The organism is Streptomyces sp. NPDC043738, assembly GCF_056436545.1.
Window position 1 is genome coordinate 224,254 of the sequence record NZ_JBWKCJ010000004.1, and the last position, 11,856, is coordinate 236,109.

Genomic DNA, 11,856 nt, shown 5'->3' on the forward strand with positions numbered 1-11,856 from the left:
CCTCCTGCCTCTTTCAGGCACGGACTCCGGGGCTGTCAGGACGACAGAAGCGGAAACGCGCAACAGGGACACCGAGGCCGGAAAAGAGGGCTCGCCCGGGAAACGACCCGGACGCGCCGCCGACGGCGGTGTACCGATGCTCGCCCGCCGCGCACTGCCTCCCATCCGGACTTTCACCGTCGGTGCAGGAATTTCACCTGCTCAACCGGCCGCTGGCTGCGGACGGGTCGCGGACTATAACCGCCGGTTCGGAATTACACCGACCCCGGAGTGCGCTGCTGCTCTTATGTCAGTACAGCTTCAGTCTGCCACGGCCGATCCTCGCCCATGCGAGCGAAGCCCTGTGGGCTGCCTCACAGCTCCCGGCGCGTCGCGGGTGTCACGGCCGGTCCGGCTGGTCCGTCATAGCGGGGACGGCACACGCCCGTCCTCCGTACGTACGCATCCCCGCACACCCCGAGGACTGATCCCTGATGGCGACAATTCTGGTGACCGGCGGCACGGGCACGCTCGGGCGGCCCCTGATCGACCGGCTGCTCGAGGAGGGTCATGACGTCCGCTCGCTGAGCCGGCGCCCGCACACCGGTGCCGAGCGGCCCCGTCTGCGGTCGTACGCGGTCGATCTGCGCGACGGAACCGGTCTGGCCGAGGCACTGGCGGGCGTGGACACGGTCGTGCACTGCGCGACGGCGCCGGCCGGCGGCGACGCGGAGGCCGCCGGGCGGCTGCTCGACGCGGCGCGGAGGGCGGGCGTCGGGCATCTGCTCTACATCTCGATCGTCGGCGTGGACCGGGTACCGCTGCGCTACTACCGCACCAAGCTCGCGGTGGAGCGGCTGATCGCGGACTCCGGCATCGGCTGGACGGTGCTGCGGACGACGCAGCTCCACGATCTGGTGCTCCGGCTGGTCAAGGCGGGCGCCCGCTCGCCGGTGCTGCCGGTGCCGGCGGGCGTGCGGGTGCAGCCGGTCGAGGTGCGCGAAGTGGCCGACCGGCTGGCCGCGTTGGCGGCCGGCGGACCGGCCGGGCGGGTACCGGACATGGGCGGCCCCGAGGTGTGCACGGCCCGGGATCTCGTCCGGGCCACGCTGACGGCGGGCGGGCGGCGCCGGCTGCTGCTGCCGGTGTGGCTGCCGGGCGCGGCCGCCGCCGCGCTGCGCCGCGGCGGGAACCTCACCCCGGAGCACGCCGACGGGCGGCGCACCTACGCCGAGTTCCTGGCGGAGCGGGCGGGGTAGCCGCCCGGGGGCGGCCCCTAGGGGCTGTCCGATCGCGGCCCGTCGGACCGGCCCCAGCCGCCCGCCGCCGGACCGAACAGGTCGTTCTGGGCGGCGTCGCGGGCGGCGAGCACCGCGCCGAGCAGTACCGCGCGCCCGCCGACGGCCCCCGCCCGTACGTCGGTACGCAGCGGGGAGAGGCGGGCCAGACGGTCCGCGACCCGGCCGGCGAGCGCCTCGCCGCCGGCCCGGCCGATCTCGCCGCCGAGCACCACGCAGCCGGGGTCGAGCACCGCGCAGACGGCGGCCGCGCCGAGGGCGATCCGCGCGGCCAGCGCGTCGAGGAAGCCGGCACCGGCGGCACCGCCGGCCACCGCGGCGCGGACCAGGGCCTCGGCGGGCGGCGAGTCCGCGAGAGGACCGCGGTCCGCCTCCTCGTCCACCAGGGGGCGGATGCCGTGCTCCGCCGCGAGTGCGCAGATCGCGGCGGAGCCCGCCAGGGAGTGGAAGCCGCCGTCGCAGCCGCTCGCGGAGGGCAGCGCCGCGGTGCCGGGGACGGGCAGAAAGCCGATCTCGCCGGCGCCCCCGGAGGCGCCGCGCCGCAGTGTGCCGTCCAGGACGACCGCGGCGCCGGTGCCATGGCCCAGCCAGAGCAGGACGAAGGTGTCGCGGTCGCGGGCCGCGCCGTCGCGGCGCTCCGCGATGGCGGCGAGGTTGACCTCGTTCTCCAGCAGGACCGGTGCCGCCGTCCGCTCGCGCAGCGCGCCGACCAGGGCGGCGTGCCAGGACGAGTTCCAGTCGGTGCCGCCGAGCCGCCCGGTCGCGGGGTCGACCAGGCCGGGGGCGCCGACGGCGAGGGTGTGCGGCGACTCGGCCCCGGCCGCGGCCAGGGCCTTGTCCAGCACGGCGAGGGCGGTGGCGACGGCCGCGTCGGGGGCGTCGTCCGGGCCGATGGGGGCGGTGCGCTCGGCGCGTACCCGGCCCAGCAGGTCGGCGACCGCGGCGGTGACGCTGTGCGTGCGCAGATCGAGGCCGACGAGGTGGGCCCGGTCGGCGACGATCCCGTAGAGCCGGGCGTTGGGCCCGCGGCGCTGCGCCCCGCTCTCCCCCACGACGGCGATCAGCCCGGCCGTCTGGAGGCGCTCGACGAGGTCCGCCACCGTCGGCCGGGACAGACCGGTCAGCGTCTTGAGCTGACCTGCCGTCAGCGGCCCCTCGGACTGCAGGAGTTGCAGCGCCAGCCGATCGTTGATCAGCCGGGCGGTGGTCGGGGAGGCGGTGCGGCCGGCGGTCGCCGCGCGCGGTGGATGCATGACGGGATCCTTTCATCCGGCCGGCACCCTTATTATCAGGCAGGGTTCCTGATAGTTTACCGCCCATGGCTGGCAACGGCGTCCCCGACGACGCCACCCCCCTCCCCCGCGACGGACTGCGCCGCGCACGCTGGGCCGTCGCCCTGGTCTTCCTCGTCCACGGCTCCGTCACCGGCAACCTCGCCACCCGCATCCCCTGGATCCAGGACCACACCGGCATCTCCCCGGGCCAGCTCGGCCTGGCCCTCGCCTTCCCGGCGATCGGCGCGTCCCTGGCGATGCCGCTGGCCGGCCGGATCAGCCACCGCTTCGGCGCCCGCGCCGCGCTGCGCGGCCTGCTCGCGCTGTGGACCCTGTCCCTGGTCCTGCCCGCCCTCTCCCCCGGCCTGTACGCGCTGTGTCCGGCGCTGCTGGCCTACGGGGCGGCCTCCGGGATGTCGGATGTGGCGATGAACGCGCTGGGTGTTCAGACCGAGGACCGGCTCGGCCGGCCGATCATGTCGGGGCTGCACGGCATGTGGAGCGCCGGCGCGCTGCTCGGCTCGGCGGCCGGCACCGTCGCCGCACACGCCGGATGGGACGCCCGGCTGCACCTGGCCGGTGCCGCACTCGTCCTGACCCTGCTCGGCGCGCTCGCCTGCCAGGGCGTACTGGACCTGCGCAGCGCCCCCGAGGAGCATCCGCCGCCGCGCTTCGCGCTGCCGCCGAAGTCGGCACTGGTCATCGGAGCGACAGGGTTCTGCGCGGTCTTCGCCGAGGGCGCCGCCCTGGACTGGTCGGCGGTCTACCTCCGCGACCGGCTGGGCACCGACGCGGGCCTGGCCGCCGCCTCGACCACCGCCTTCGCCTGCACCATGGCCGTGGCGCGCCTGGCCGGCGACAAGGTGGTGGCCCGCTTCGGCGCGGTGCGCACGGTACGCACCGGCGGTGCGCTGGCGGCGGCCGGCGGCCTGCTGATCGTCACCGCGCGGCACCCGGCGACGGCCATGGCCGGCTTCGGCCTCATGGGCCTGGGCATCGCGGTCGTGGTGCCGCTGGCCTTCGCGGCCGCCGGCCGCAGCGGCCCGGCCCCCAGCCAGGCCATCGCGGGCGTCGCCACGATCACCTACACCTCCGGGCTCATCGCCCCGTCCGCCATCGGCGGGATCGCCCAGGCGACCTCGCTGACGGTGTCGTTCGCCCTGGTCACCGCGCTGGCGTTCGGCCTGGTCGTGGGCGCGCGGGTGCTGCGGGTCCCGGGGCGTACGGCGCGGGGCGCCCCTGCGGTGACGGGCGATCTGGAACGGTCGTGACCCCACGACGGCCCTGGACCGGCGAGGGCGGCTCCCCGGCGCCTCAGGCCGCGTCCGCCGGCCGCTCGTCCGCCTCCGGCCGGAGCAGCTCCGACGCGATCGCGCGGGCCCGGTCCGACCACGGGGTGGGCCGCAGCGTCTGGGGGTCGACCCGGACGAGCACCCGGTGGCCCTGGGCGTAGGTCGTCGCGCCGTCGGCCGAGCAGAGCCGGAAGCCGTAGGTCAGACCGGTACGGCCGAGGCGTTCGACCCACAGGTGTGCGGCGTGGCGGCCCGGGCTGGTGATCGGCCGCTCGTAGGAGACCCGCATCTCCTTGATGACGTTGCACATGTCCCCGGCGGCCGCCCAGTCGCCGTCGAACCGGAAGCCCCGCCCGTGCCAGTACTCCGACCAGGCACGTTCGGCCAGCAGCGGGTATCGGGAGTTGTGGAGCATGCCGAGCGCGTCGAGGTCGTCGAAGTGGACGGTGACGGGGACCAGCTGCCCGTACGGGACAGGGTCGGCGGCCTGCAGGGGTTCGACGTTCACGGGGAACTGCTCCAGGGGTTCTTCGGTTTCGGTGTGCGGAGCCATCGTAAGCGGCCGCTTAGAACGCTTTACCCACCGGTCCGGCCTCAGTCGGACGTGCCGGCGCTGCCGTCGTAGTCGGTGGTCCCGCCGTCCAGGAGCGAGCCCTGCCGCGGGGCCGCCGTCGCCCGGGAGAGCCAGCGCAGGGAGTGGTAGCCGGTGAGCACGACGAGGGTGCCCAGGGCGATGCCGCTCAGTTCGAAGTGCTCGGTGAACTTCAGCGAGACCCCGCCGATGGCGATCACGATGCCGGCCGCGGCGGGGATGAGGTTCAGCGGGACGGTGAAGTCCACCTTGTTCCGCACCCAGATCTGGGCGCCGAGCAGGCCGATCATGCCGTACAGGATGACGGTGATGCCGCCCAGCACGCCGCCGGGGATCGCGGCCACCACCGCGCCGAACTTCGGGCACAGGCCGAAGAGCACCGCGAAGGCCGCGGCCGCGGTGTAGGCGGCCGTCGAGTAGACGCGGGTCGCGGCCATCACCCCGATGTTCTCGGCGTACGTCGTGGTGGCCGGGCCGCCGACCGCGGTCGAGAGCATCGTCGCGGTGCCGTCCGCGACGATGGCCATGCCCATCTTGTCGTCCAGCGGATCGCCGGTCATCTCGCCGACGGCCTTGACGTGGCCCGCGTTCTCCGCGACCAGCGCCACCAGGACGGGCAGCGCGACCAGGATCGCGGAGGCCGAGAAGTTCGGCGCGTGGAAGGTGGGGACGCCGATCCAGTCGGCCTCGGCGACCCCGGAGAAGTCGATGCGCCAGTGGTCGGTGAGCTTGCCCGAGCCGTCGACCGAGTGAATCTTCCCCGCGGTGCGGTCCAGGATCCAGGAGAGCGCGTAGCCGAAGACCAGCCCCAGGAAGATCGCGATGCGCGACCAGAAGCCCCGCAGCACGACCAGCGCGAGGCCGGTGAAGAGCATCGTGGCCAGGGCCGTCCACTGGTCCTGGGGCCAGTAGACGGAGGCGGTCACGGGGGCGAGGTTGAAGCCGATGAGCATGACCACCGCACCGGTCACCGTGGGCGGGAGCACGGCGTGGATCACCCGGGCGCCCAGGACGTGGATGGCGATACCGCAGCCGGCCAGGCAGGCGCCCACGACGAGCATCGCGCCGGTCAGGGTCCCGGCGTCGCCGCCCTGGCCCGCGATCACCGCGGACACGCCCACGAAGGACAGCGACGATCCCAGGTAGCTGGGGATGCGGCCGCGGGTCATCACCAGGAACAGCACGGTCGCCACCCCGGACGCCATCAGGGCGAGGCTGGGATCCAGGCCCATGAGCACCGGGGCGACGAAGCAAGCGCCGATCATGGAGACGACGTGCTGGGCGCCGAGCCCGATGGTCCGCCCCCAGCTCAGGCGCTCCCCGGGCCTGACCACCTCACCGGGCTGCAGGTGCTTGCCATCTCCGTGCAGCTTCCACCCGAAGCCCGCCATGATCACACTCCACTGTTGCGACGCCCTGCACCTCACAGAGCCGAGGTGATTAATAGCCGAACGGTTCCCGCCGGACAAAACCGCGGGCCGCCCGGGCCGCGCCGCCCTTCGTCGCCCGCCTCGACGGCCGGGGCTCGTGACGGCCCGGCCGTACGTCCGGGCCGGGCTCCTGCCCGGCGTTCCGGCCACCGGGGCAGCGCGGAGTCACAAGAGGGCGCGCCGGTCGTTACCCCGTTCCGGGCATCGACAATCGGGCGGCGCCGGCAGCCGTAACGCGGCTGTCACGCTGAAGGGATGACGACGACTCAGGAACGCGGCGACGAACACGACCCGCCGAGGACCGCGACCGCCACCGGGGTGGCGAAGGTGCTGGCGCGGATGCGGGAGCTGGACGCCGCGCTGCCCCCCGAGGACGGGGTGGCCGTCTTCAACGGGGTCTATCTGACCGTCACCGAAGCGGTGGCCCAGCGCCTGGGCCACGGCGGGTTCGACGATCCCCGGGCCGCCGGCGAGCTGGACCTCCGCTTCGCGCGGCGCTACTTCGACGCGGTGGACGCGGCGGCCGCCGGGCTGCGGCCGCCGGCCTGCTGGCGGCCGCTGCTCCAACTGCGCCGCCACCCGGGCGTGCGTCCGCTGCAGTTCGCGCTGGCCGGGATCAACGCCCACATCGGCCACGATCTGGCGCTCGCGGTGCTGGACACCTGCCGGGCGCTCGAGTGCGAACCACAGGTGCTGGAGGGCGACTTCGACCGGGTGGGCGGGGTGCTGGCGAGCCTGGAGGAGCGGATCCGTGAGCGGCTGATGCCCGGCCCCGACGTACTGGACATCGCCGACCCGCTGACGCATCTGATCGGGTCGTGGAGCCTGGACAAGGCCAGGGACGGCGCCTGGGTCGCGGCCCGGGCATTGTGGGGCGTACGCGGGCTGCCCCAGGTGGCGGCGGAGTTCACCGAGCGGCTGGACGCCGGGGTGGGCCTGGTGGGACGGATGCTGCTGACCCCGCTGCCCGGCTGACCCGCCCCGGCGTCCGCCGCCCGCCCTCCTCCCCGGCCCCCCGGTCCGCCACCTCGACGTGTTTCCACCTCGGACCTCCCTGGGGCGGCACTACGTTGGCCGCAGGGCACGGGGACAGCCCCTGGGGAACACCTGAGACGAAGGAGTGCGTGCATGGGCATCCGACTCGGTCTGAGCCTTCCGCAGATGCGGCAGTACGACATCGGACACGACGTTCCCGACGTGGCGCGGGCGGCGGAGCACACCGGATACGACAGCCTGTGGGTCTTCGAGCGGATCCTGTTCCCCGAGCCCGCCACCCAGGGGCTGTACGGCATCCCGGGCCTGCCCTGGCCCGACCAGTACCGCTCGGTGGCCGACCCGCTGGTGACGCTCACGCTGGCGGCGGCCGCCACGGAGCGGGCCCGGCTCGGCACCAGCGTGCTGGTGGCCCCGCTTCACGTGCCCTTCCAGCTGGCCCGCAGCCTGGCGTCGCTGGACGCGGCGAGCGGCGGCCGGGTGGTCGCGGGCCTGGGCACCGGCTGGTCGCTGGACGAGTACGCGGCCGCCGCCGTCGCCCCGTTCGGCCGGCGCGGCAAAGTGCTCGACGAGCTGATCGACGTCTGCCACGCCGTGTGGGGCCCGGACCCGGTGGCGTACGAGGGGCCGCTGACCACCATCGCGCCGTCGGTCGTCGGGCCCAAGCCGAAGCGGCCGATCCCGATCCTGCTGCCCGCCAACAGCCCGCGCGCGCTGCGCCGGCTGGTCGACCGGGCGGACGGCTGGATGCCCGTCGGCATGGGCGCGGGGAAGCTGGCCGAGCAGTGGCGGCGGGTGCAGGAGCTGGCGGCCGAGCGGGGACGCCGGGAGCCGGTGCGCAGCGTGCTGCGGGTGAACACCCTGCACACCACCAAGGCGTACGACGGCCCGGACCGCAAGCCCTTCCAGGGCAGCGTCGAGCAGATCACCGAGGATCTGGTGGCACACGCCGCGGTGGGCGTGGAGGAGATCCTCATCGACCTCCAGGGCGGCGCCCGCGACGCGCAGGAGCTCAAGGACCTCGCGGCGCAGGTGTACGCGGCGGCGCGGGCGGCCGGGGTCTGAGGACACGAAGGGCCCGGCGGTGTGCCGGGCCCCATGGGTCCTTGGACCTCCGGTTGTCCTCAGTCCTCCGGCAGTTCGATCGGCGCGATCTGGTCGTACAGGTCGCCCGGTCCGGGGTTGGTGGCATCGGTGCTGCCACCGAAGTGGTGCATCACGCCCCACACCGCGTTCAGCGCGGTCTGCACCGCGCCCTCGGCCCAGCCCGCCGTCCAGGAGATGTCGTCACCGGCGAGGAAGATCCCGCGCTTGTCCTCGGGGAGGCGGTCCTGCATGAAGTGGGTGAACAGCCGCCGCTGGTAGCGGTAGTGGCCGGGCAGGTTGGCCTTGAACGCGCCCATGAAGTAGGGCTCGTTCTCCCAGGAGACGGTGACCGGGTTGCCGATGATGTGCTTGCGGATGTCGACCTTCGGATAGATCTCCGACAACGACTTCAGCATGACCTCCATCCGCTCGTTCGCGTCCAGCGGCAGCCACTTCAGGCTGTCGTCGCACCAGGTGTACGACAGGCAGATGACGGCGGGCTTGTCCGGCCCGTCGTCGAGGAGGTAGGTGCCGCGGGTCATCCGGTCGGTGAGCGTCATCGACATGACGTCCCGCCCCGTCTCCTCGTCCTTGTCCAGCCAGAACGGCCGGTCCACCGGCACGAAGAGCTTCGACGACTCCATGTAGTGGGTGCGCTCCATCGCCGTCCAGTGGTCGATGGGGAACAGCGAGTCGTCGCACGCGATCTTGCTCAGCAGCATCCAGGACTGCGCGGTGAAGACGGCGGCCTCGTAGGTGCGGATGTCGCCGTCGGCGTCGGTCACCGTGATGCCGTTGCCGGCGGTGCGGTGCAGCCGGGTCACGGCGGGACGCGGCGTGCCGTCGTGCAGCGACGACAGCGAGGTGCCGGGCGCCCAGTGCACGATCTTCGCCGGCTCGCGCTCCCACAGGCGCAGCGGCAGCTGCTGGCTGCCGCCGACGATGCCGCGGTGGTGGTCGTCGGCCTCGGTGTAGACGACCCGCAGGATCTCCAGGATGGAGTTGGGGAAGTCGGTGTCCCAGCCGCCGGTGCCGAAACCGACCTGGCCGAAGATCTCGCGGTGCCGGAAGGACTTGAACGCCTCCGACTCGCAGAGGAACCCGTAGAAGGTCTGGTTGTCGAGCTTCTCGACGAGCTGCGCCCAGATCTCCCGGATGCGCGGCACATCGCGCTCGCGCATCGCCTGGTTCATGTCGGAGAAGTCGGCGCCCTCCTCCAGGCAGGCGTTCCACGCGTTCATGACGTCGCGGTAGACCTGCGGGAGGTCCTCGACCGTGACGGCGTAGTGCGACTCGCCCTTGAGGTCGACGACGGTCGAGGGGGTGTCCGGCGCCAGCGGGTTGGGGAACGGCGTGGTCCGAAGGCCCACCAGGTCGATGTAGTACTGCAGCGCCGTCGAGGACGGCGGGAAGCGCATGGCGCCCATCTCGGCGGTCAGGCCCGCCCCCTCGGCCCCGGTGCCCTCGAAGCCGACGGTGCGCAGCCGGCCGCCTATCTGGTCGGCCTCGTAGACGACGGGCTTGAGGCCCATCTTCATCAGCTCGTAGGCGGTGATGATGCCGGAGAGGCCGCCGCCGATGACCGCGACCTCCTTGCCGTGCTCGACCGCGGGGATCTGGCCCAGGCCCGCGGGGTGGGCGAGGAAGTCGTCGTAGGCGTACGGGAAGTCCGGGCCGAACATGGTGATCGGCGGCTGGGCATCCGCGTGGTGGGCGGCGGTGGGCACCGTGGACGTCATCGGGGCGGACTCCTCGCAGGCAGGGCAGGGTTGAGCAGGCAGGGCGGGATGCCCGGCGCGGGCAGGGCCGAGCGGGCAGGGCGGCGCGGGCCGGCCTGCGGCGGACAGGGGTGGGACGGGGGTCGGGCCGGGGTGGGCGGGTCAGGTCACGTCAGCGGGCCGTACAGCTCGGGCCGCCGGTCGTCCAGATACGGGTTCTCCGCCCGGGACTCCTTCAGGAAGACGGCGTCCACGTCGGCCCGCACCAGCTGCTCGCCGCGGCCGGCACGGGTGCGTACGACACCGTCCGGGCCGGCCAGGCAGCTCAGGCCGACGAACTCGAACTCGCCCTCCTGGCCGACCCGGTTGACGTACGCGATGTACATCTGGCTTTCGAAGGCGCGGACCGGGATGACGGATTCGGCGACGAACTGGAAGGGGTGCATCTGCGCGGTGGGCACCAGCAGCAGATCGGTGCCGGCCAGCGCATGCGCCCGGACGTTCTCCGGGAACTCCACGTCGTAGCAGATCAGCACGCCGATGCGGACGCCGGCCAGCTCGGCCTGGACGACCGCCCGCTCGCCCGGGGTGAACCACTGGCGCTCGAAGCAGCCGAAGAGGTGGGTCTTGCGGTAGTTCACCAGGCGCGCGCCGTCGGGGCCGATGAGCTGCGCGGAGTTGTAGACCGCGGCGCTGTCGGGGTCGTCGTGGCCGGCGCGCTCGGGGTAGCCGTAGAGCACCGCGATGCCGTGCTCGGCGGCGATCTCGCCGATGGCCCGGGCGCTGTCGCCGTCGGCGGGCTCGGCGAGGCGGTGCACGTCGCCGCCGATCGCGTAGCCGGTCAGGAACAGCTCGGGGCAGACCAGCAGTCCGGCGCCGGTCGCGGCCGCCGAGCGGGCCGCGTCACCGAGCACCCGCAGATTGTGCGCGACATCGCCGGGCCGGCCCGAACTCTGGAGCAGGGCGGTGTGCAGCGACGTCATGGGACCCCTCGGCGGACGGTTCGGGCGGGACGCATTGACGGTACGGGGCGGCGACGATTCCGGACAAGGCGCCACCGTTGCGTGCCGACGGACGATTCATTGCGCGTTCAAGCGAGACCCCGGCGATTCGTTGCGCCCGGCGTTCGCGCAGGTCGGACCGGCGTGCCCGGGTCGCCGCGGGACGGCCGGGGCCCGTGGGGCGGCGGCGTCACCGTCGCGCCGTGGCGGGTGCGGCACCGATCGCCTGCGCGACGGCGCGGCGGGTGAGTCCGCGCAGCCAGATGTGCCCCGCGTCGGCCTCCTGGCGCGGGTGCCAGGCCATCTCCATGGTCATCGCCGGCAGGTCGAGCGGGATGGGCAGGGTGCGCAGCCCCAGCCCGCGGACCGTCGACGCCGCGGTCAGTTCGCCGGCCAGGCCGACCGCGTCGCTGTCGCGGAGCATCATCAGGGAGGCGGCGAAGGTGGGCACGGTGGCGATCACCTTGCGGCGCAGCCCGAGTCCGGCGAGCGCGGCGTCGACGGGGCCGGTGAGCCGGCCGCGGCGGGTGAAGTTGAGGTGCGGGGCGTCGGCGTAGCGGCGGGGGGTGAGCGCGACGGTGGTCAGCGGGTGCCCGTCGCGCACCACGGCGACCGCGCGATCGGTGAACAGCTCCTCCGTACGGATCTCCGGCTCGCGGCTGTCGATGACGCCCACCTCCAGGTCCGCGGCGCCGTCGCGCAGCAGCGGCAGGTCGATGTAGCTCTCCCCGAGGAAGCGCAGCACGACCTGCGGGGCCTCCTCGGCGGCGAGGGCGACCAGGCGGGGGCCGAGGGCGGTGACCAGGAGGTCGTTGGCGTTGATGGTGAAGATCCGGGCGAGCCGGGCCGGGTCGGCGGGCGCGGACGGCGCGAGCACGCCGTGAGCCGCCTCCACCAGCCGGCGCACCTCGGCCCTGATCTCCAGGGCGCGCGGGGTCGGCACCATCGTGCGCCCGGCGCGGACGAGGACGGGGTCGCCGATCGTACGGCGGATCCGGCCGAGGGTGCGGCTCATGGCGGGCCCGGAGAGCCCGAGCCGGTCGGCGGCCGCGGTCACGCTCTCCTCCTCCAGCAGGGCGTCCAGGGCCGTCAGCAGGTTCAGGTCGACGGATGCGTTTCGCGCAGTCATGGAGTCCATACCTTGCGGTGGGGGTCAATCCACCGGACTTTAGTGCGGTGCGCGGCGCGGCCGG

At 73.7% G+C, this 11,856-nt stretch carries 10 protein-coding genes and 1 riboswitch; of the genes, 4 read left to right on the forward strand and 6 right to left on the reverse strand.

Annotated features, from left to right (window positions below):
• Nucleotides 1-147: 147 nt before the first annotated feature.
• Nucleotides 148-278, reverse strand: a riboswitch (FMN riboswitch).
• A 195-nt stretch (nucleotides 279-473) separates the two neighbouring features.
• The gene (locus tag AC0680_RS08260) at nucleotides 474-1,238 is read left to right on the forward strand and encodes an SDR family oxidoreductase (RefSeq protein ID WP_478625973.1); all 765 of its coding nucleotides are present in this window, start codon (nucleotides 474-476) and stop codon (nucleotides 1,236-1,238) included.
• Nucleotides 1,239-1,255: 17 nt separating this feature from the next.
• Here AC0680_RS08260 and AC0680_RS08265 read toward each other — a convergent pair whose 3' ends face one another.
• The gene (locus tag AC0680_RS08265; protein WP_478625975.1) at nucleotides 1,256-2,530 is read right to left on the reverse strand and encodes an ROK family transcriptional regulator; all 1,275 of its coding nucleotides are present in this window, start codon (nucleotides 2,528-2,530) and stop codon (nucleotides 1,256-1,258) included.
• Nucleotides 2,531-2,595: 65 nt separating this feature from the next.
• Here AC0680_RS08265 and AC0680_RS08270 point away from each other — a divergent pair, with 65 nt between their 5' ends.
• On the forward strand, nucleotides 2,596-3,822 hold the full coding sequence (locus AC0680_RS08270) for an MFS transporter (RefSeq protein ID WP_478625977.1): 1,227 nt from the start codon (nucleotides 2,596-2,598) through the stop codon (nucleotides 3,820-3,822).
• Between the two features lie 43 nt (nucleotides 3,823-3,865).
• Here AC0680_RS08270 and AC0680_RS08275 read toward each other — a convergent pair whose 3' ends face one another.
• Nucleotides 3,866-4,351, reverse strand: coding sequence for an acyl-CoA thioesterase (locus AC0680_RS08275; RefSeq protein WP_478625978.1), 486 nt, complete (start codon nucleotides 4,349-4,351; stop codon nucleotides 3,866-3,868).
• A gap of 86 nt (nucleotides 4,352-4,437) precedes the next feature.
• Nucleotides 4,438-5,826, reverse strand: a complete 1,389-nt coding sequence (locus AC0680_RS08280; RefSeq protein ID WP_478625980.1) for a uracil-xanthine permease family protein — start codon at nucleotides 5,824-5,826, stop codon at nucleotides 4,438-4,440.
• Between the two features lie 294 nt (nucleotides 5,827-6,120).
• On the opposite strand from AC0680_RS08280, the gene AC0680_RS08285 reads away from it, so the two are divergent.
• Both AC0680_RS08285 and AC0680_RS08290 read left to right on the forward strand, forming a co-directional pair.
• Nucleotides 6,121-6,840, forward strand: coding sequence for a DUF5995 family protein (locus tag AC0680_RS08285; protein ID WP_478625982.1), 720 nt, complete (start codon nucleotides 6,121-6,123; stop codon nucleotides 6,838-6,840).
• Between the two features lie 153 nt (nucleotides 6,841-6,993).
• Entirely contained in the window at nucleotides 6,994-7,923 is a 930-nt protein-coding gene (locus tag AC0680_RS08290) for an LLM class F420-dependent oxidoreductase (RefSeq protein WP_478625984.1), read from the forward strand.
• A 59-nt stretch (nucleotides 7,924-7,982) separates the two neighbouring features.
• Here AC0680_RS08290 and AC0680_RS08295 read toward each other — a convergent pair whose 3' ends face one another.
• The 3 genes from AC0680_RS08295 to AC0680_RS08305 form a co-directional block, all read right to left on the reverse strand.
• Nucleotides 7,983-9,683, reverse strand: a complete 1,701-nt coding sequence (locus tag AC0680_RS08295) for a flavin monoamine oxidase family protein (protein WP_478625985.1) — start codon at nucleotides 9,681-9,683, stop codon at nucleotides 7,983-7,985.
• Nucleotides 9,684-9,829: 146 nt separating this feature from the next.
• A complete protein-coding gene (locus AC0680_RS08300; protein ID WP_478625987.1) occupies nucleotides 9,830-10,645 on the reverse strand; it encodes a carbon-nitrogen hydrolase family protein in 816 nt (271 codons plus the stop codon).
• Between the two features lie 208 nt (nucleotides 10,646-10,853).
• Nucleotides 10,854-11,792: a LysR family transcriptional regulator gene (locus AC0680_RS08305; protein WP_478625988.1), complete on the reverse strand. Its 939-nt coding sequence runs from the start codon at nucleotides 11,790-11,792 to the stop codon at nucleotides 10,854-10,856.
• Nucleotides 11,793-11,856: the final 64 nt, after the last annotated feature.